At 60.0% G+C, this 21,032-nt stretch carries 14 protein-coding genes; 5 read left to right on the forward strand and 9 right to left on the reverse strand.

Annotation, left to right across the window (positions count from 1 at the left end; genetic code table 11):
* Positions 1 to 67: 67 nt before the first annotated feature.
* Positions 68 to 1,672, reverse strand: a complete 1,605-nt coding sequence (locus J2T09_RS05420; RefSeq protein WP_306831958.1) for an ABC transporter substrate-binding protein — start codon at positions 1,670 to 1,672, stop codon at positions 68 to 70.
* Between the two features lie 289 nt (positions 1,673 to 1,961).
* On the opposite strand from J2T09_RS05420, the gene J2T09_RS05425 reads away from it, so the two are divergent.
* The 4 genes from J2T09_RS05425 (at position 1,962) to J2T09_RS05440 (ending at position 9,454) form a co-directional block, all read left to right on the forward strand.
* Entirely contained in the window at positions 1,962 to 2,486 is a 525-nt protein-coding gene (locus J2T09_RS05425) for an RNA polymerase sigma factor (RefSeq protein ID WP_306831961.1), read from the forward strand.
* A 129-nt stretch (positions 2,487 to 2,615) separates the two neighbouring features.
* Positions 2,616 to 3,629 carry a FecR family protein gene (locus J2T09_RS05430; protein WP_306831963.1) on the forward strand — a complete coding sequence of 338 codons (1,014 nt, stop codon included), beginning with the start codon at positions 2,616 to 2,618 and terminating at the stop codon, positions 3,627 to 3,629.
* Between the two features lie 162 nt (positions 3,630 to 3,791).
* Positions 3,792 to 6,698, forward strand: coding sequence for a TonB-dependent receptor (locus J2T09_RS05435; RefSeq protein WP_306831966.1), 2,907 nt, complete (start codon positions 3,792 to 3,794; stop codon positions 6,696 to 6,698).
* A 2-nt stretch (positions 6,699 to 6,700) separates the two neighbouring features.
* Positions 6,701 to 9,454 (forward strand): M16 family metallopeptidase, encoded by a 2,754-nt coding sequence (locus tag J2T09_RS05440; RefSeq protein ID WP_306831968.1) that lies wholly within the window; start codon positions 6,701 to 6,703, stop codon positions 9,452 to 9,454.
* A gap of 135 nt (positions 9,455 to 9,589) precedes the next feature.
* Here the strand turns inward: J2T09_RS05440 and J2T09_RS05445 are convergent, their stop codons facing one another.
* The 7 genes from J2T09_RS05445 to J2T09_RS05475 form a co-directional block, all read right to left on the reverse strand.
* Complete coding sequence (locus J2T09_RS05445) at positions 9,590 to 10,609, reverse strand: Ldh family oxidoreductase (RefSeq protein WP_306831970.1); 1,020 nt, start codon at positions 10,607 to 10,609, stop codon at positions 9,590 to 9,592.
* A gap of 16 nt (positions 10,610 to 10,625) precedes the next feature.
* Positions 10,626 to 11,450, reverse strand: a complete 825-nt coding sequence (locus J2T09_RS05450) for an ABC transporter ATP-binding protein (RefSeq protein WP_306831972.1) — start codon at positions 11,448 to 11,450, stop codon at positions 10,626 to 10,628.
* Entirely contained in the window at positions 11,450 to 12,334 is an 885-nt protein-coding gene (locus J2T09_RS05455; RefSeq protein ID WP_306831974.1) for an ABC transporter ATP-binding protein, read from the reverse strand. The genes J2T09_RS05450 and J2T09_RS05455 overlap by 1 nt, the downstream gene beginning before the upstream one ends.
* A gap of 9 nt (positions 12,335 to 12,343) precedes the next feature.
* Positions 12,344 to 13,240, reverse strand: a complete 897-nt coding sequence (locus J2T09_RS05460; RefSeq protein WP_306831976.1) for an ABC transporter permease — start codon at positions 13,238 to 13,240, stop codon at positions 12,344 to 12,346.
* Positions 13,237 to 14,244: an ABC transporter permease gene (locus tag J2T09_RS05465; protein WP_306831978.1), complete on the reverse strand. Its 1,008-nt coding sequence runs from the start codon at positions 14,242 to 14,244 to the stop codon at positions 13,237 to 13,239. The genes J2T09_RS05460 and J2T09_RS05465 overlap by 4 nt, the downstream gene beginning before the upstream one ends.
* 199 nt (positions 14,245 to 14,443) lie before the next feature.
* Positions 14,444 to 16,000, reverse strand: coding sequence for an ABC transporter substrate-binding protein (locus J2T09_RS05470; protein ID WP_306831980.1), 1,557 nt, complete (start codon positions 15,998 to 16,000; stop codon positions 14,444 to 14,446).
* Positions 16,001 to 16,066: 66 nt separating this feature from the next.
* Positions 16,067 to 19,927 carry a hydantoinase B/oxoprolinase family protein gene (locus tag J2T09_RS05475; RefSeq protein WP_306831982.1) on the reverse strand — a complete coding sequence of 1,287 codons (3,861 nt, stop codon included), beginning with the start codon at positions 19,925 to 19,927 and terminating at the stop codon, positions 16,067 to 16,069.
* Positions 19,928 to 20,163: 236 nt separating this feature from the next.
* Here J2T09_RS05475 and J2T09_RS05480 point away from each other — a divergent pair, with 236 nt between their 5' ends.
* Entirely contained in the window at positions 20,164 to 20,901 is a 738-nt protein-coding gene (locus J2T09_RS05480; RefSeq protein WP_306831984.1) for an IclR family transcriptional regulator, read from the forward strand.
* On the opposite strand, the gene J2T09_RS05485 is transcribed toward J2T09_RS05480, so the two are convergent.
* Entirely contained in the window at positions 20,888 to 21,016 is a 129-nt protein-coding gene (locus tag J2T09_RS05485) for a hypothetical protein (protein ID WP_306831986.1), read from the reverse strand. The genes J2T09_RS05480 and J2T09_RS05485 overlap by 14 nt on opposite strands.
* Positions 21,017 to 21,032 lie beyond the last annotated feature (16 nt).

Genomic DNA, 21,032 nt, shown 5'->3' on the forward strand with positions numbered 1-21,032 from the left:
AAAATGGTGTGGGAGGCCGGGGCGCTGCCGAAGATGAAGACGCGGGCAGCGCCGCGGCTGTAGCGGATTACCGCTCTTTGGTGACCGTGCGCAGCTGGGTGGACCACGACGGGTTCAGCTGCAGCCCCTTGATGTCGGCGCGGAAGCCGACGCTGTCGACGACTTCGGAGAAGGGCTGCAGGGCAGGGACCATGTCGGCGTAATAGGTCTGGATCGCCTCGTAGTCCTTGATCTGCTTATCCTTGTTGCCCTCGATGAGAGCATCGTCGATCATCTTGTTGATCTTCTCGTCATAGAAGGACGTACGCCAGCCCTGGAAGTTGGTGAGCTTGGCCGCATCCGAATTATCCGGATTGTAGACCGTGGCGCGCAGGTTACTGTCCGGGTGCGGCAACTGACCGCCGCCGCCGCGACCGACAAGCAGTTCATACTTACGCTCGCGCATGGCGCCGTAAATCTGGTCGCCGGTGCCGGTGATGATCTCGGCCTTGATGCCGCCTTGGGCAAGCGTTGCCTGAATGGCGGTGGCCGCGCTCATGAAGGGTACGTCGGAAATCGCGCGCAGGGTGGTCGAAAAGCCGTTCGGATAACCGGCTTCAGCCAGCAGCGCCTTCGCCTTTTCGACGTCGAACTCGTAACCGGCATTCGGCAGCGAGCCAAAAATGCCGCTTGCGATCGGACGATCACGCAACCTGCCGAAATAAGGGAGAACGCTGTCGTTCAGGCCCTGATAATCGATGAGATAACGCAGCGCCTCGCGAACCTTCGGGTTCTGAAATTTTTCGTCCTTCATCGACACGGCGAGATAATAGAAACCGCTGCCGCCATTGGTCTGGATCTCGACGTTTTCGTCTTTTTCCAGTGCCTTCAGGTCGGCGGCCGACATCGAGAAGGCGATGTCGATATCGCCCTTTTCCAGCATCAGGCGCTGGCTTTGGGATTCGGCCAGATGGCGCATCATGATGCGCTTCATCGCCGGCTTTTCACCCCAGTATTCCGGGTTCTGGTCGAGAATGACACGTTCGTTGGAAGCCCACTGGCCGAGCGTGAACGGGCCTGAACCGGCGGACTTGTTGGTCAGCCATGCTGCTCCCTGATCGCCGTTCTTTTCGTTCTCCATCACGGTTTTCATGTCGAGAATGGAGCCGGGGCCGACAATGCCGAGCGTCTGAACGATGATCTGCGGATCAAGCTTTTTCGGCAGTGTGACGACGACCGTCTGCGCATCGGGAGCGGTGAAGCTGGCATCCGCATTTGCGGCAGTAAACCCGTGCGTTTTGAGGAACGATGCCTGTGCGAGATTCAGTTTCATCAGGCGCTTGAACGACCAGACGACATCTTCCGACGTGACCGGATTGCCGGAGGCGAATTTTGCGCCCTCGCGCAGCTTGAAGGTGATCGAGCCGTTATCGTCGGCGATCGTCCAGCTTTCGGCGAGCTGCGGATCGACCTTGGCACGGTCGACCGGGTTCAGCGAAACGAGGTTGTCATATATGTTGGCGAGAACCTGCACGGTCTCCTTGCCGGTAATCGCGGCCGGGTCCAGTGTCAGGATGTTGTTCATCGAAAAACCGACGACCAGCATGGTCGGTGGGGTTTCGGCGTAAACGGGCTGAGAAAGCAGGGTCGAGGCAAAAAGAGCGGCGCCGAGCAATTTTATGGATGGTTTCATCGTCATAGATCCTCCCAATCACGACTGCCTCCTCCAAGGCAGTAAAACCGAATTAAGAGATATGATGTCCTACGATGTCTGTCAACCGACAACGTGTTGTTGATCGTCAAACCTTGCGATATCCCCGCATACACGAGAAATGCGCATCCATGGGTTGTTTGTCATGGCTGGAAGGCCGCCTTCAGGGTGATTGAAAAGCACATTTCGACACGATAACCAAACAAGACTGCAAAACTCCAGATTTGTTTGAGCCAACTGTGATAATCGCCGACGAAAGCATCGCCTGACCATGAACCGCGACATAACGCGGCTCGACGCGATCTTTTCCGACATGCGGGAGGCCCTGCTGCAATCCGTTCTGCGTGTCGTTCGTGATGCTGCGGTGGCGGAGGAATTGACGCACGACGCCTATCTGCGTGCCCGTAAGGCGCTGGAAACATCCACGCCACGTCATCTGGAGGCTTTCCTGTGGCAGACCGCGCGCAATCTGGCGCTGGACCATATGCGCTGGAAGAAGGTGCGCGGTGGTACCGCCTCATTCGATGATGTCACCGGTGCCGAACAGGTTTTCGCCGACCCTCAGCCTTCCGCAGAAGACCATGTCATCCAGAAGGACAATTTGCGCGTGGTCGGGGACGCATTGCAAAAGCTGCCGCCGCGTGCGCAAAAAGTCTGGATATTGAGTCGCGTGGAAGGCTGGCCTTATCCCCGTATTGCCGCACATCTCGATGTGTCTCCGAATACCGTTTTCAACGACATCAAAATGGTGATGGCCCTGCTCATGGACCTGCGCCGAAAGATGGATGCCGAATGATGTTTCAGTCCCCTTTGTCCGTCACGCCGGATTTATCGCAGTGTCCCGATTGTTTTTTTGTGAGAAAGGCGGGGATCGCACGTCTTCTTTCATATGGCCATCTGATGAACGGACCATTGGGCATTTGCCATGCGTGAGATCACAGCGGGACAGGAATTGGACAACGGTTTTCAGCATCCGGATGCCGTGATGGACGAGGCGTTGAACTGGCTGGTCCGTCTGGAAGCCGGCGGCTTCGTGAAGCCTGCCGAAAAGGCCCGGTTTGAAACATGGCTGGATGCGGCACCCGCTCACCGCATGGCATGGGCAGAGGTCAAAACGGTCTGGGCCGCGCCGGAAACGCTGGTCGCCGCGCAACAGCTGGATATGCATATCGGCAGCCAGCCCATTCCGCTGCGCAAAGCCGCAAGAACGCCGCAAATCGGCTGGGGGCGGCAGGCCTTCGCCGCCGCAGCCTGTCTGGTGGCCCTGGTCGGCGCAACCTATCTCGCGTGGCACGCCATGCCGCGCATGCTGGCGGATTATACGACCGAAGCCGGAGAGCGTAGGGACATCACGCTGCCGGATGGCTCGCGCATGGTTCTGAACACTGGCAGTGCCGCCACACTTGCGTTTTCCGAAGGCAAACGCGGCGTCCGGCTGATCGAGGGCGAGGCATGGTTCGATGTCGTGCATGATGCGGCAAAGCCATTTCACGTCGCCGGGCATTACAGCGATGTTGAGGTAAAGGGCACCGCCTTTGCCGTGAAGGTCGAAGGCGATGCCGACACCGTGTCGCTGCAGCGTGGCGCGGTCGATGCCGTTCATGAGAATAAGGCGATTGCCGTCGTTCACCTCGTGCCGGGCGAAATGGTGACGGCTTCCAAAGACGCCATGTCCGCTGCCAGAACCTTCGACGCCGATCAGCAGCTTGGCTGGCTGCAGGGCCGCGTGGTGATCGATGCGAAACCGCTGGGTGCGGCGCTGGCGGAAGTCGGCCGTTATTTCGACGGGCGGATCATGGTTCTCAATCGGGAACTCATCAATGTCACGGTCAGCGGCGATTATCGCACCGACCGCGCAGAGGCAGCGGTCGCCAGTCTGGCGGCGGCTGCGGGCGGCAAGATCACCCGGCTTCCGGGCGGCTACATAATCATTCGGTAAATTCTCAAGTTTTTTTGTGAGATCGATCGATCTCGAACGTCAACCGCTACTGAAGGCCTGCTGCAACGCATCGGGCCACCGGTGAGCCGAGGGGGCTCATCGCTTTGTACCGGTAGTGCTTGCCACCCATGACGGATGGCGAGGGGCGTTCAGGAGATGGAAATGGCAGTGCAGGCGGGATTGATGCGCGGAGCGGGAGCTTATGGCGCGAAGGTTGGGAAACCTCTGGCACTCCTGCTGGCATCCGCGGCGATCATCCTTCCGGCCGCGGATGTTTCGCTGGCGCAGACCGCCAATCCTGTCGCCGCAAGCAGCGGAGAACGCACGTTCGCCATTCCGGCGCAGCCGCTGGCCTCGGCGATCAAGGCCTTCATCCGCGCCACCGGCTGGCAGGTCGGTTATCCCTCAGCACTTCTGCAGAATAAATCGTCCGCCGGGATTTCCGGCCGCATGTCGCCGGAGGCAGCGCTGCGCGCTATGTTGGCGGGGTCGGGTGTCGGCCTGCGCATCACCGGCCCTGAAACGGCGACATTGACGGATGATGCCGCTGCTGCCGCAATCATTGGCGAAGACAGCACCGTTCTTGGCACGATCACTGTCGATGGCACGGTCAAGGGTGTGTATCTGGGCACCGACAGCGTTTCCGACACGGGCACCACCACCATTTCGGCCGGTCAGATCGTGGCCCGTTCTGCCGGCAACGACGCCAACGATGTTTTGCGTAACCTGCCGAATGTGCAGTACCAGAACGATATCGACGATGATGCCGGTGTTTCCGATCAGGATGTGATCGACCTGAAACCGCGTGAAGTGTCGATTGCCGGTGCCCGCGTTTACGAGAACAATTTCATTCTCGAAGGCATGCCGATCAATACGGTGACGGGCACGGAGGAGGCCTATGGCACGGCGAAGGAACTCGACGAACTGACGGCCAGCGGAAGCTCGCCGGCGCCGGAGCGAATTTTTGGCCTGCATTCGCAGTCGGTTTATGTGCCGACGGATTTCCTTGAAAGCGCGACGATCATCGATAGTAATGCCTCCGCGGCCTACGGCAACTTCCAGGGTGGAGTCGTTTCCTACAAGATGCAGGATGCCGCAACCGATCGCTGGAAAGGCAATGTCAGCTCGGATTTTACCACCAGTCGCTGGACCGGATATCACATCGGCACGGAGGATGGCCTCAATCCGAACGAGGTCGCCACGCCCGACTATCTGAAGCGACGCCATGCGATCACCCTCACCGGACCGATCACCGACAATATCTCCATCATGGGGCAGTTCAGCCGTCAGACCGCTTCGACCCAGAAGGACAAGACCTACCAGTATACGGAAAAACGCCGTGTCGAGGAGGAATCCAGGAACGACTTTTACCGTGCCCAGATCAAGGCTGACACGGACCTCGGCGACTTCACGCTGGAAGGTGTTTACACTGATTACAGTCAGGTCTGGGAAAACAGCCAGTGGCGTAACATGCAGGTGGATCAGGTCGCGCGTGGCCTGAACGCCAAGCTGCAGCACGATTATGCGTTTGAGGATTTCACCATCGGTGGTCTCGCACTTTCGAAGGTCAAGCTGAACTCCAAACTGACCTATGGCAGTTCTTCAACGGCAAACGACATGAATGGCAATGTTGCCCGCAATTACACGCAGGCGATCTACAAGAATAAAGCGATTTTTTTCGAGTCGACCGAACTGTCTGACTGGTGCCGCACGAATCCGGCCATTACGACCACATATTGTTATGACGGTGCGACGGGGGACAAGGAGCAGGGGCAGGATCAGCTGACATGGTCACAGGAACTGACCGGCGAGGTGTTGCGGGGAAAATTCAAGCTTGGGGGCGAATACAGCTATACGGACGCCTACCGGCGGCGGCCGGAAGAGGCCATTTATTACGGTTCTTCCACGACCAACAAAACAGCCGGAGTTTCCGGGTTCATCTGCAATACGTCCGAGGAATGCAGCCTCGAACAGTATGCCAGCACGAAAGCCGTCTATTCGGCATTTGATACGCATGCCTATCTGAACCAGTTCGCCGCCTATGCGGAACTTGAGCAAACCTGGGACTGGTTCAATCTGAGGGCCGGTGCGCGCGTCACCTATGACGATTACATGCGCAATCTCGATATCGCTCCTCGTGTTGTCGCAACGGTGACGCCTTGGGAGGACTTTTCGATCTCGGTCGGCGCCAATCGGTATTACAACGCGCAGAGTCTGGCATTCGCACTTCGGGACCGGCAGCCGAGAACATTGAGTTACAAACGCCAGCACAATGGTGCGACGGTCGACGATACGTGGACAGCTGTTGGCCAGACCGGCTTGTTCTCCAGCAGCGCTTCCGGGCTGGATACGCCTTATACGGATGAGTTGACGATTGGCTTGCAGGGCATCGAGCCGTTGCTCGGCGGCCAGTGGCGTGTTCGCTTCACCGATCGCAGCTCCAAGGACCAGTTTGCCTCGGTCAAGACGGGCGTGAACTACGAGCTGACCAATGATGGCAGCGGTGGTTATCAATCGGTGGCGGGAGAATATTCCAAGGAACTGAAGGCTCCGCCCGTACCCGGCCTGGATGCGTTGTTGTTCAACGCATCGGCAACATGGTCGAAGCGGAAAGTCTCCAACAACAGCTATTACGAGGATTCCTTCGAAGACGAATATATCTATTACAAGGGCCAATCCTATACGCGAGCAGGCTTCAGTGTCGTGACAGGCAATATGGACATTCCGGTCCGTTTGCAGGCCGGTTTGTCCAGCAGTTGGCTGGACGAAACGCTGAAGGTCGACGTAACGGCTAACTACAATCTGGGCTATACAGCAGCTCTCTACACAGATGAAAATGTCACGATCGATGGAAAGCAGCACGAAATCTACGATGATTTCGATTTCAAATCGCTTCTGACCTTCAATCTGGCAGCCAGTTATGAGGTCTACAAGAAAGATGATGTTGGGCTGAGTTTCAATCTGCGCGTCGACAATGTGTTCGATCAGGTCGGAAATGCCAACGCATCCGTTACGCGTCCTTGGCTGTTGGGTCGCACGCTCTGGGTCGGCGCAAAGGCGTCGTTCTGATCATGACCGTTACCGCACGCCTTTTTGTTTTTGTCGCCTTCGTCCTGATCGCTCCTTTCGCCTCGGCGTCAGACGCACAGTGGGATCCGCGCCTGACGCGCGGCACGCTCGAAAACGGGCTGACTTATATCCTGCATGACAGCGGCAAGCCCGGTGATCCGTTCAACATCCGGCTGGTGGTCCATGCCGGTTCGGTGGATGAGGAGCGCCCGAGCGGCGTCGCCCATATGCTGGAACATATGGTGTTCCAGTCGAACCGTGCGCATCTGCAAAGCATCCATAGGTATATTCAGGAAATCGGCTGGCGGCAGGGTCTGCAGGTCAATGCGGTGACGCGCGAGACCGAAACGCAATACATGATCCGCACACGCCGCAAGGATGCACTGGACCTGACCGCGTCGCTGGCGCTGGCTGCCGATCTGGTTTTCGGTGCGGAACTGCGCGCCGATGATTGGGCAAAGGAACGCTTTGTCATTCTGGAGGAATTGCGACAGGGCGACAGTGTTGCCGACCGCATCAGCCGCCAGAAGAAGGCGGTCCTTCGCGTCGGCTCGCGTTATGTCGATCGCCCGACGATCGGCACGCGGGAGAGTATCGCGTCGGCCTCGATCGAGGATATTCGCGCATTTTACGACCGCTTCTATGTCGCATCCAACATGACCCTGGTGGTTTCCGGCAGGATCGACAGCAGCGCGGCCGAAGCCGCCATTCAACGTCTGTTCGGCGCAGCCCCCAAGGCACCGAAGCCGGATCGCGCCTATGTCGATCTGCCCTTGAAAGCTGGCCTCAGCACCGGTCTGGTGCAGGATCCGGCCGGCTCGTCCTCGCAGACGACCTATGCATTCCGCATGGCCATGCCCGACCGGACGAGCGAAGAGGGGCAGTTGGCCTATCTGCAGAAATATCTGCTGAGCCGCCTGATCCGGGATGCCATCCAGACGCAGGCACCGCATTATGCGGATACGATCAAAAGCATGGGGTTCGTGGCACAGGAAACGACGGAACATCGGCTGATCCTGGCCTTCAATGCCTCTGGCCCGGATCACGACGCGGCGCTGCCCATCCTGCTTGAGGCGATCGAGCGTGTTCGGCGCGAGGGCATTTCGCAAAAGGCTTTCGATGCCGCAATGGCGGCGGCGCGGCGTGTGAACGGAAACAATATCGATGCCGCCGGTCAGCGGACCTATGCTGAATGGGAGGATCGCATCACCTCCGCCGTCCTCATGGGCTCGGTGCTGGATGACCCGGCCAGGCGTTCCGAGCGGACACGCGCACTGCTGGATCGGATCACGCTGGACAGCTTGCAGGCGCGCATGCGCGACATGCTGGCGGCGCCTGATCAGATTCTGTTCTATCAGGTTCCGGGCGGTTTCGAGCGTCGCTTGCCGGATGTCGCCAAGGTGCAAGCCATGCGTGACGACCTGGCAGCACGTGCCGCGCTTCCGCCATTGCCGGCCCTGAAGTCTGATCCAGCCAGTCCGTCGACGGAAATTCCAACCCTGCCTGCGGAGGCGATCGTGCCCCGCTCCGGCAAAATCGCCTCGGAAAATGAGCTGCAATCACCGCATATCCGCGAATGGACATTATCCAATGGTGACCGGGTGATATGGCTGGTCCGGGACACGCCGGATGGCAAGGTCTATCTCTCCGGGCAATCCTCTCCCGGTTTCATGAACGCCCGCTATGGCAGCACGATTTCGCAGGTCGCCATACAACTTCGCGCGCAGAGCGGTTATCGGTTCTGGACGCAGGCGCAGTTCGATGCCTGGGATGCGGCCCAGCCGGCGTCCGGGCGCTGGAGTTACGCGCTCAAGGCCGGCCTGCTGGATGTTGCCATTGCGACGAAACCCGACGCACTGCCCGGCGCGCTTGAACGCTACGCGCGCGATCTGATTTATGCCGAGATTCGTGAGGACGCTGTCGAGGCGGTGAAGGATGAGGGCATTGTGGGCGGCGCGCGCGAGGATGCCTATGGCCGCCTGCTTTATGGACCCCAAAGCGACGAGCAGGATCCGGGCAGCTTGCTAACGGTCGAGCACTTGAATGCCGCCGCGGATGCGCTGCTTTCGCAACCGGTGAAGTGGTTCGCTGTCGGGCCGGCGCCGGATGGTTCCATACGCGAAACATTTGCGGGCTTGATCGGTGCCGTGCCGCGCGCGAAACCGCTGGAGGCAACCCCGCCGCGACAGGTCGAGGGGCTTCGCATCGCTGAAGTCGAAGGCTCGGCAAAAGATCGCGCCCGTGTTCAGCTCTCCTTTTTCACGCCGATGGACTGGACACCGGAGGCAAGTTTTCTGGTCTCTGCGCTGACGCCCGTGGCGCAGCAGGCCTTGAAGAATGAACTGCGATATCGCCTGGCTGGTCTCTATACCCTGCAGTTCGAGCTGGAACTCGATGCGGATACCAATCGCGCCATCGGCACGCTGTCTTTTTATTGCGCGCCGGAACGCGCAAAGGAACTGACCGAAGCGGCACTGGCGGTTCTGAAGGACATGCCGCAGCAGGCCGACGGGATGGATACCGCGCGGATGCGTTCCGATATCGCCTTTGCCGAAGAGGGGCGACTGCGGGATCCGAACACATGGCTGCGACGGCTGGCTTTGAGCTACAGGCGGTATGGTGACGCCGGTTATCTCACACGCATGATCGGCCTTGGTGATAAGTTGACCGATCAGGTGTTGCGGGCACATGCCGCTTCGGTTTTCAAAACCGACAATGTCGCGATTCTGACCCGTCTTCCCAAGGCGGCGCTATAAGCGCCGGGTGAGGGATCTGACGGGTTCAGCGTCGGTTGATGTGCTGGTAATCCAGGCGCGGCCGGAAATCAGCGGATATCGCGGAGAGGAGAGGCAACACCACCGACGATGTCGGCTCCTCCCGGAACAGATCGATCAGCCTTCTGCCAGCGCCTTCAGCTTTTCATGGTTTTCCGCGGAGAGCGGAATGCCATCCTTCTCTGCCTTCGCACGGGTCACATGCCGGCGATCACCCGGCAGGCGTTCCTGACCGGCCTCCAGCACAAGATCACAAATGCCGGCGACACGTTCGGCAAACACGTCATTGCCGCCGCGGGCCGGATCGATGACGATAAAGAACTGGCCGGTGAACGGTGTCTGCGCGCCCTTGTGGCCGCTCCAGTCGAACTCGCCGGAAAAATAACCGCCGGTCAGGGCCGCGCTGAGGATTTCCACCATCAACGCAATCGAATTACCCTTGTGGCCACCGAAGGGCAGAAGCGCACCGCCGTCCAGAATCTGCTTCGGATCATTGGTCGGCTGGCCATCGCGGTCGACACCCATGCCGGGTTTCAGGTCGTGACCGGCACGTGCGGCAATCTGCACGTCGCCATGCGCGATGGCGGAAGATGCCTGATCGAACACGAAGGGTGCGGCACCCGCACGCGGTGAAGCAAAGGCGACAGGATTGGTGCCGAATACTGCCTTTTTGCCGCCATGCGGCACAACGCAAGCCATGCTATTGACGACGCTGAGCGCCACAAAACCCTCTTCCGCGAAAGGCTCAACGTCCGGCCACAGCGCGCTGAAATGGTGTGAACGGCGGATGGCAAGAACGGCCACGCCATTTGCTTTCACCTTCTCGATCAGCAAAGGACGCGCGGCCAGCATCGCCGGCTGCGTAAAGCCGCCTTTGGCATCGACGCGCACGAAGGCCGGCCCTACATCCTCGACCTCCGGCACCGCCTTGCCATCGACCCAGCCGCTGTTGAGCGATGAGACATACCCCGCCATGCGAAAAATGCCGTGGCTGAGCGAGCCGTCGCGTTCGCAGCCTGCGCAGTTTTCCGCGAGGATTTTTGCGTTGTGTTCCGATACGCCGTGGCGAACAAAAATCCGCTCAAGCAATGAAACCAGATCGGCATAGGCAAGATGAACGGCGGCGGCCTCGGTCATGCGAACTCCAATGTCTTTACGCGGATACTTTCTGCCGGAAGGGCGAACGATCCGGATCGGGATCCGGCATCGCGTCGAGCAGCATGCGCGTATATTCGTTTGCCGGCCGCTCGAAGATATCTTCAACCGGGCCGCTTTCAACCAGCTTTCCACGATAGATCACAGCAACCTCATCACAAATATAACGGATGACGCCGAGATCGTGGCTGATGAAGAAATAGGTGAGGCCGAGTTCTTCCTGCAGTCGGTGCAGGAGGTTGAGCACATCGGCCTGAACCGACACGTCGAGCGCCGAGGTCGGCTCGTCGAGGATGAGGAATTCGGGCTTTGCGGCCAGTGCGCGGGCGATGCCGATGCGCTGGCGCTGACCGCCGGAAAACTCGTGCGGATACCGAAAGAGATGTTCTTCCCGCAGGCCGACCTGCAACAGCAGTTCCAGCACACGCTCGGTGCGCTGGCGCGCCGTCATGGGCACGATATCGCGGTGGATGACCAGCGGTTCGGCGATGATGTCATGGATCGTCATGCGTGGATCGAGCGAGGCGTAAGGGTCCTGAAAGACGATCTGCAGGCGCGCGCGCAGGCGGCGCATCTCGGTCGATGTCAGCTTGCCGATGTCGGCGCCTTCATAAAGGATATTGCCGGATGTCAGCGTTTCCAGCCGCAGAATGCAGCGCGTCAGCGTGGTCTTGCCGGAGCCGCTCTCGCCGACAAGGCCAAAGCTCTTGCCTTTTCTGACCCGCAGACTGACATCGTCGAGCGCCTTGAAACCCTCGGTATGGCCGAACAGGCCCTTGCGCTGGCCCGGGAAAATTTTCGAGACGTTGTTGATCTCAAGCATTACTGAACCTCCGGCATGACGCCGCCAAGGCCGCGCAGTTCGCCGCGTCTGGTATGGGCTGTCGGAATGGAATTGAGAAGCGCCTGCGTGTAGACATGGGACGGGCGTTTCAGAACGTCCGTGACCGGTCCGCTTTCCAGAATACGGCCGCGATACATGACTGCGACATGGGAGCAGATCTGCGCCACGACGCCGAGATTGTGGGTGATCATCAACACGCCGATGTTTCTCTCGGCGACCAGTTCGTGGATGAGTTTCAGGATCTGCGCCTGTACCGAAACGTCGAGCGCCGTGGTCGGTTCGTCGGCGATCAGCAGGTCCGGCTTGCCGATCATTGCCATTGCGATCAGCACGCGTTGTTTCATGCCACCGGAAAACTGGTGAGGATAATCGTGGATGCGGTCCGCTGCCTTCGGAATGCCGACCTTGTCAAGCATTTCGACGGAAACGCGCTTGGCTGCCTTCTTGAGATCGCGGGAGGATGCGCCGGGTTCGAGGCCGAGCACGGTCGGGTCCGCATGGCCGGCATGCAGCGCCACATCGACCAGCTGCGTGCCGATGCGGAAGACCGGGTTGAGGTTGGTGGTCGGGTCCTGAAAGATCATGCCGATCTTGCGGCCGCGCAGCGTGCGCATGTCCTTCTCGCTGGCCTTCAGCACGTCGCGGCCTTCGAATGCGATCGAGCCTGCAAGATAACGGCCGGTTGCCGGCGGAATGAGGCGCGAAACGGAAAGGCCGGTGAGCGACTTGCCGGAGCCGGTCTCGCCGACCATGCCCCAGATCTGACCGCGTTCGACCGTCAGGTCGATGCCGTGCAGGATCTGCGTTTCGCCCTCGAAACTGCGCATGGAGAGGTTGAGGTTTTTGATCTCGAGCAATGTCATGTCGTCACCTCACCGCCGTGCCTTGGGGTCCATGACGTCGCGCAGGCCGTCGCCAAGGAGGTTGAAAGCAAGAACTGCCAGGAAGATGGCGCAGCCAGGAAAGACCGCCGTCCACCAGTAATCCGGCATGTCGGCGCGGGCGACGGACAAAAGCGTGCCCCATTCCGGTGTCGGTGCCTTCACACCGATGCCGACGAAACCGAGCGAGGCGACGGTCAGAACGGCAAAACCCATGTCGAGCGACGCCTTGACGATGATCGGCGACATGATGTTGGGCAGGATGTGACGGCCGAGGATGCGCGGCCAGCCCGCTCCGAGCGCCTTTGAGGCAGTGATGAACTGCTCTTCCTTCTTGCCGATCACTTCACCGCGCACGAGGCGGGCATAGGCCGGCCACCAGGTAATCGCGATGGCGATGATCATGTTGGTGACACCGGTGCCAAGCGCTGCCGCCACCGCCATGGCGAGGATCAGGCTCGGGATGGTGAGCAGAAGATCGGTGATGCGCATCAGGATCTCGTCGATCCAGCCACCGAAATAACCGGCAATCGCACCGATGACGCCGCCGACCACGATGGCGATGACCACAACAGCAAGGCCGGAAAACAGCGAAACCTGCGAGCCGACGAGAACCAGCGAGAACACGTCCTGTCCCAGCGCATTGGTGCCGAACCAGTAGTCTGCTCCGGGTGCCATGAAACGGGCGGATGTATTGGTGCCGCCGGCGACATGTTCGGGATGCGGCACGATGAAGGGGGCAAACAGCGCCACGAGAACGAGCGCCACGACGATGGCGAGGCCGATGACCGAAAGCCAGCTCTGGCGAAAACGGTAGAAAGCGCGGGACCAGTTTTCCAGCCGGGCCGACTGGTCGCGTTTCGGGAGGGTTACGGGCGTTGTGGTCATGTGTAACGAACCCTCGGGTTAAAGACGCCGTAGAGCAAGTCGACGATCAGCATGGTGACGAGATAGATCATGGCGATGACCAGCGTGACGCCGATGACCGGCATGAAATCCTGGGAAAGGATCGCCTGCGTGGCGTAGAGGCCAAGACCCGGCCAATCGAACACCGTCTCGACCAGAACCGTGCCGCCGAGCAGCCAGGACACGTAGAGACCGATGACCGTCAGCGTCGAGGTCATGGCGTTTTTCAGCACGTATTTGAACAGGATTTTTGTGTTGGAAATGCCGAGCGCCCGTTCCGTCATGACAAAATCCTGCTGCAGCACCTCGATCGTCGAGGCACGCATCATGCGCATGATGGTCGCCAAGGGGGAAAGCGACATGGCAAAAGCGGGGAGAGCGAGGTGCTGCAAGGCGATCGACAGCGAATACCAGTCACCGGCGAGAATGGAGTCGATCGTGTAAAAACCGGTCGGCCCTTCCGGCGGGATCTCGATCAGCGGAAACCGGCCCGATAGCGGCAGGATGTCGAGCCAGGAGACGAACATCAGCTGGAGCAGCAGGCCGAGGAAAAAGCGTGGCATGGCGATGCCGCCAAGCGCCACGGTGCGTGTGAGGTAATCGACAAGACCATTGCGGTAGACGGCGGCGGCGAGACCAAGCGGAATGCCGAGCACGATGGCGATCAGCATGGCCGCGGCCACCAGTTCCAGCGTTGCCGGCAGGAAGGTCATGATGTCCTCGAACACCGGCCGGCGCGTGAAGATGGAAACACCCCAATCACCTTGAACCAGTCCCGTCACATATGCCCAGTATTGCAGGGGCAGCGATTTATCGAGGCCGAATTCCTGGCGCACGCTTTCGATCACGTCGGGCGTGGCATTGGGACCGGCGGCAAGCGCCACCGGATCACCGGGAAGAAGGCGGGCGATGGCGAAAACGATCATCGTCAGCCCGATCAGCATCGGGATCAAAAGGACGAGGCGTCGCAGGGTGTAAAGGATCATGGGCGCTTCCGGTGGTCAGTAGTTTTCGGCGATCGCATGGAAAAAGTCCCCCTCTGGCTGCCGCCATCTCCCCCACGAGGGGGGAGAAAGCTTGCCGCACCCGCTTCGCCTCAATCGTGCCACGGCGGGGCGGCTGGGTTAAGCCCTCCCCCTTGTGGGGAGGGTTGGGAGGGGTCTTCTTTCCCTGCGATCGTCCCTATCAATCAAGCGACAGCGGCAGCAGCTCGATGGCGTTGGCGGCAACCGGTGTGAAGACAAAGTTCTTCACATTGGCACCAAAACCGAGTTTGCGCTTTTCGAGCACGCCAAAGATATCCGGCGCGTCGTCGATGACCAGTTCCTGGAACTTCTTGTAAAGCTCCGCGCGCTTGGTCTGGTCGATTTCGATACGGGCCGCCTCGATCAGCTTGTCGACCTCCTCGTTCTTGTAGACCGGGTTCTGCCACTGGCCGTTGCGCGACGAATGATAGGCGGCAAAGGCGACATTGTCCGGATCGGCGTAATTGGCCGTCTGGAACAGGCACATAAAGCTCGGCATCGTGTCGGGCGATTGGGCGGCGGCAACCGTGTCCGGCCATGTGGCGGGGCGGATGTCGAGTTCGATATTGAGCGATTTCAGCGCTTCGAGCAGCAGCAGAGACCAGCGGCGCTGGTTTTCGTAACCGGTCGCATGCATGACGGAAAGTTTTATGCCGCCATCCTTGTATTCGGATTTCGCCAGATACTCCTTGGCCTTCTCCATGTCGTGACGGTAGACGGTGAGGCTCGGGTCGTGGCCAAAAATGCCGGTCGGCAGCGGGCCGACCATCAGTTCGGCCGGACCTGCTGCATCTAGCATGCTCTGATAGTTGAAGGCGTAGGAAATCGCCTTGCGCAGGTTTTTGTCGGCAAGCGGTCCCTTGGCGGTGTTCATCTTGATCGAGAAGGTGCGGTATTCCGGCTCGATGACGCTGACGACGGCCGGATTGTCCTTCAGGGCCGCCATATCCTCGGCGTAAAGCTCGAGCGCGATATTCGCTTCCTTGCGCTGCAGCATCATGCGCTCGGTGGAGGCCTCGCGGACAATCTTCCAGATCGCGCCTTCGAGATTGCCGCCACCCTGATGCCAGTCGTCCTTGACGCGGATGAATTCGTAGAGATTGCCCGGGGCGACGCGGCCCATCTTGAACGGACCGGAACCAGCGGTGTTCTTCATCAGATAGGCCTGACCGTCATCGCCGCCGATATTGGCTTCGACCACGGCCTGGTTGACGATGAACATCCACGGCAGAACCTGCAGGAAGGGTGCAAACGGTGCCTTTAGGTCGAAGGCAACGGTCTGGGCATCGACAGCCTTGACGCTGTCGGCATCAACGATGCCGGCCATCATCCACGAGGGACCGCGCTTCAGCTTGACGATACGCTTGAAGGAATAGACGACGGATTCGGCAGTGACCGGCGAACCATCCTGAAATTTTGCTGTCGGATCCAGCTTGAATTCGTAGTGTTTCTGGTCTTCCGAAACGGTCCAGCTGACGGCGAGGCCGGGCTTGACTTCCGGCGGCGTGCCGACGACGCGCACCAGCGCATCATAGGTGTTGCGGAACAGCATGGCCGGGGCATAACCGGTGGCGACATGCGGGTCGAAATTCGGAATATCGACACTGCTGGCCATGATCAGGATCTTGCGGCCGGCGGCAAAGCTTTCGAGCGGCATCGAAGCGAGCGCGGCAGCGGAAACCGCCGATCCCATGAACGAACGTCTGGTCATCTGCATGCGAATGGTCTCCTAGTTTTTTGAGAACCGGCCGTCTCCCCTTAAGACGGCCGGAATTTTTATTGGTCAGGCTGCGGTATCGGACTTCTTGCGTTCCCCGCTGCGCGCCGTGCGGCCATAGATGGTTTCGGCCGCTTCAGCGCTGACGTATCCCTGACGCACGTCGTCATCGAGCTTGTCGAGATCGCGCTTGTTCGGATCGCCGTAACCGGACCCGCCGGCCAGCGTCAGTTCCACGACCGCATCGGTATCAACGAGATCGACGATCGCGCCGGTGCCGCAATCCTGCACGGTCTCGCCGCTGGCATGCGACAGGATCTTGCCGGTTGCCGTCTTGCCCGGCTTGCCGCCGAACAGGCCTTCGACCGGAAGGTCGACGCCTTCGGGCGACACGATCGCCTTGATCGGATGGCCCTCGGCATTACGGCGCGAGATGCGGACGCGAACGCCGAGGCCACCACGGTTTTCGCCGGCACCGCCGCTGTCGGTCATCAGGCTCTTTTCCCAGATGACGATCGGCGAACGGGTCTCGAACATTTCCAGCGACGAGGTCGCCGCCGATGTCGGCCACAGAAGCGAGGATTTGCCGTCCTTTGCCTGTGATGCACCCTGACCGCCGCCGAGCAGCAGCAGTTCGTAGAACAAAGCGCCGGTTTCCATCGACTTGCCGTAAAAACTCATCAGGCTCGGCAGGCCGGAGAAGGATTGCGCCGTATCCGGTGCCGCTTCTGCAAGAGCGCGGAAAACGTTGGGCGCGAGATACCAGCCGGTGCGGGTGCGCAGCGAAACCGGAGCCGGCTTTTCGCAGTTGAGGATCGAGCCCTTCGGCGCCTTTACCGTGAATGGACGATAGCAGCCGGCATTGCCGCGAATGCCCGGCGTCAGCATGCACTTGATCGGGTAGGTGGCATGTGCCGTCGTGTAGGAAAGCGTGCAGTTGATGCCGCCCTTCACCGTCTGTGGCGGTGCGCCTTCGAAATCGAGTTCGATCTCGTCGCCCTTCACCGTCACCTTCAGCGGGAAGGTCATGGTCGAGCCCATCGGATTGTTGGAAATCTCCGAATGGTAGACGCCGTCTGTCAGCTTGGTCACCGCATCGCGCATGGCCTTTTCCGAAAGCGACTGCACGACATGCGACAGCGCCTTCAGGTCATGCATGCCATACTCCTCCATGAAGGAGCGCATGCGGGCAGAGCCTGTTTCGTTGGCCGAGATGAAGGATCTTATGTCGCCGAGAACCTGATCGCTGTCGCGAATATTGTCCGCCATCAGGCGGAACAGGTCTTCGTTTTCCTCGCCTTCGCGCACCAGCTTCATGGCCGGGATCTGGATGCCTTCCTCGTAAAGCTCGGTCACGCTCAGGCCGTCACGGCTGCCGCCGATATCGCCGACATGGCCGACCGTACCCATAAGCGCCACAACGCGGCCGCGATGGAAGACCGGGGTGACGATGGCGAGGTCGAAGAGATGACCGGCGCAGAGCCACGGATCATTGGTGATATAGACATCGCCCGGCTTCATTGTCTCGATCGGGTAACGCTCGATGATCGCCTTCACCGCCATCGGCAGGGTGAGGTTGAAGACCGGCATGACGCGGGCGGAGTGGGCAAGCGTCTCGCCATCCGGATCGAGAATGGCGCAACCGAAATCCTGGCTTTCGGAGATGATCAGCGAAAACGCCGTGCGGCAGACCGTCGACCACATTTCTTCCGCGACGTTGACGAGGCGGCTCCACATCACTTCCAGCGCGATCGGATCGGACTGGATACGGCGGCCTGCCTCTTCCAGCGACATCGTCTCGTCGACAATGGTCGCGCCCTTGGCGGTTTCGGCGATCTGGATGCGCAGGTTGCCGGTCTCATCGACCGTCACCTTGTCACCCGGCGGGATGATGGTGGTGGATTCGCGCTCCTCGATAATGGCCGGACCCTCGACGAGAATGCCCGGACGCATCGCGTAACGATCGTAAATGCCGGCATCGACCCAGTCGCTGCCGAAAAACGTCTTGCGCGTCCCCTTTTTCGCTTCGGTCGCGCCACCTTCGATACCGGCCTGACGGACGGTCAACTGCGGCACCGCACCGGAGGCACGGATGCGGAAGGAGAGGATTTCGAGTTTTGCTTCGGACGGCACGCGGGTATAGCGCGCGCTGTAGACAGCCTCGAAAGCCTTGCGGATGTCGGCGTAGGCGCCGGCATCCAGTTTGCCGGCCGGCAGCGGCACGTTGATTTCATGCAGCTGGCCAACGAGGCGCATGTCGGCGGAGCGTTCGACCAGAATGTCGGCATCGGCGACACCGGCGCTGCGCAGCTGCACGCGGCCATCCTCGGAAATTTCCTCGATAATGGCGTTGAGCTTGTCGGCTTCGAGGTTTTTCGACAGCGCGATCGGGTGCGAGCGGACGATATCGAAGGAAAGGGGGGCGGTGAGGAAGCCGAAGGCCGAGGCCGCACCGCTTGCCGGCGGAATGATGACTTCCGAAACGCCGAGAATACGCGCCACTTTGGCGGCGAAGGCCGGGCCGGCGCCGCCGAAACCGATCATCGAATACCCGCGCGGATCCTTGCCCTTTTCGACAAGATGGATGCGGGCAGCGCTCGCCATGCTTTCGCTGACGACCTGATGGATACCCCATGCAGCTTCGACAGCCGAGATGTTGAGCGGCTTTGCGATCGTGCCGAGCGCCGCCTCAGCGGCATCGAGATCGAGCGTCATGCGTCCGCCGAGGAAGAAGGACGGATCGTAATAACCGAGCGCGACCGAGGCGTCCGTGACGGTCGGCCGCGCGCCGCCCCGCCCGTAGCAGGCCGGACCGGGCTCTGAACCTGCGGAATGCGGACCGACCTGCAAAAGGCCGACGCCGTCGATCGAGGCAATCGAGCCGCCACCGGCGCCGATCTCGATCATGTCCACGACAGGCGACTTGATCGGCAGGCCGGAACCGTTCTTGAAACGATGTTCTCGACCGGCTTCCAGATAGGAGGCGATGTCGATCTTGCCGTCCTCGATCAGGCAGGCTTTTGCTGTGGTCCCGCCCATATCGAAGGCGATGACATTGTCGTGGCCGGCATTCTTGCCGAACCAGGCGGTGGCAAGCGCGCCACCAGCCGGGCCGGATTCCAGAAGGCGGATCGGGAAGGCGCGGGCGGTTTCCAGCGAAACCAGGCCGCCGGCCGAATGCATCAGACGGAAATCGCCGGCAAAGCCCATTTTTGCCAGTTCGCCTTCGAAGCGGCGCAGGTAACGGTCCATCAGCGGCTGCACATAGGCATTGGCGCAGGTGGTGACAAAACGCTGGTATTCGGAAATTTCCGCAACGACTTCCGAGGAAATCGAAATCGAAAGCTCGGGCAGCGCCTTGGCGATGATGTCGCGGGCGCGGCGCTCGTGGGCAGGGTTGCGATAGGAATGCATGAAGCAGATGGCGATCGCCTCGACGCCGTCCTTCTTCAGGGCTTCGGCGGCCCGAAGAACCGCGACTTCATCGAGCTCGAGAATGACATTGCCATCGGCGTCGATACGCTCTGACACTTCCAAACGGCGCGAACGCTCGACCAGCGGTGCCGGAAAAGCCAGCGTCAGGTCATAGATGTCGTAACGCTGCTCGGTGCCGATTTCGAGAATATCGCGAAAACCCTCGGTGGTGATCAGGCCGACCGGAGCGCCCTTGCGCTCGATGACGGCATTGGTGACCAGCGTGGTGCCATGGACGATCTCGGAGAGGTCGGAAATGCCGATGCCGGCAGCCGCGACCAGTTCTCCGAGACCGCCCAAGGCGCCCTGGGAGGGGTCTTTTGGGGTGGTCAGGCACTTGTGCAGACGGATCGCAGTCGCGCTCTCGTCGAAAAGAATAAAGTCGGTGAACGTACCGCCGATATCCACGCCCGCACGCAGGCGCTTACCGGTCGTCTGGCCAGTAGCTTGCATTTATCAATCCTAGATCACGCGAGTGAGCCGGCCATTCTGGTCCGTGCCCGATGTTCCCGAGCTGTGCTTTTGGGCAATTATCGCCGCGAAGGGCGTTTGCCTCAAAATTCAGCTTCTCTTGTCTTTGAGCAAAGACTAGGCGGCGAATTTTAGAGAGTCCAGTGTCTGTTTCAACATTGACACCGAATTTCAATAATGAAACAAAATGATATAAATCTACGACGTGGAGTAGTTTGATGGGCGTTCTTGATGATGCCGTTGCAATTTTCGGCTGTTTTTCATTGGAGGACCCGGCGATCGGCCAGGCCGATCTGGCGCGCCGACTGGACCGTCCTAAGGCCACCGTGCATCGCGCTTTGAAGACTCTCGTCGCGTCGGGTCTACTGGAATACGATCACTCCACACGCCTTTATGCGCCAGGCATGCGCCTGTTCGAACTCGGCCAGATCTTTCGCTCGCGCCACCATTTTCTCGACATGATCTATACGCGGGTGAAACAGATCTGCGATATCGGCGGACATACCGGCTATATCACCGTTTTCGACGGTTTCGACCTGATGGTGCTGCGTGTCGTGCGCGGTTCGAACCCGCTGGCGATTGCCTCGACCCCGGGTTACAAGTCCCCCGCCTATGCGACATCAAACGGCCGCGCCATGCTGGCCATGCTGGAAGATCACGTGTGGAAGAGCCGCGTGCCCGAACCACTGCCTTACGTGTCGGAAAATTCACCAAAGGATCATGCGGAGCTGAAGGAGAGGATCGGCAAGGTGCGCGCCACCGGTCGATCCTATGCCTCGAACGAGATCGTCGAGGGGGTGTCCTCGCAAGGTGTGGCCATTCGCGATCCCGAAACGCTGGAGATTTTTGGCGTGGCGATTTCCTATCCGGCAAGCCTCGGAACACCGGAACTGAAGGAAAAGATTGCCGTCTTGCTGGACCAGATGCGAACGGACCTGAGCATCAAGCTCGATTGAGCAGCCGTTTTGGAACCGCCGCCGCCAGTCCGACGATCGGCGCAGGACGCTCGTAGCCCTCGTCGGGGTCGGCAGCATTCAGGCAGGCGAGAATCTTGTGTTCCAGAATGTCCATGCCGCCCAATCTCCGC

It is taken from the genome of Neorhizobium huautlense (assembly GCF_030811685.1).
Classification (GTDB): domain Bacteria; phylum Pseudomonadota; class Alphaproteobacteria; order Rhizobiales; family Rhizobiaceae; genus Neorhizobium; species Neorhizobium huautlense_A.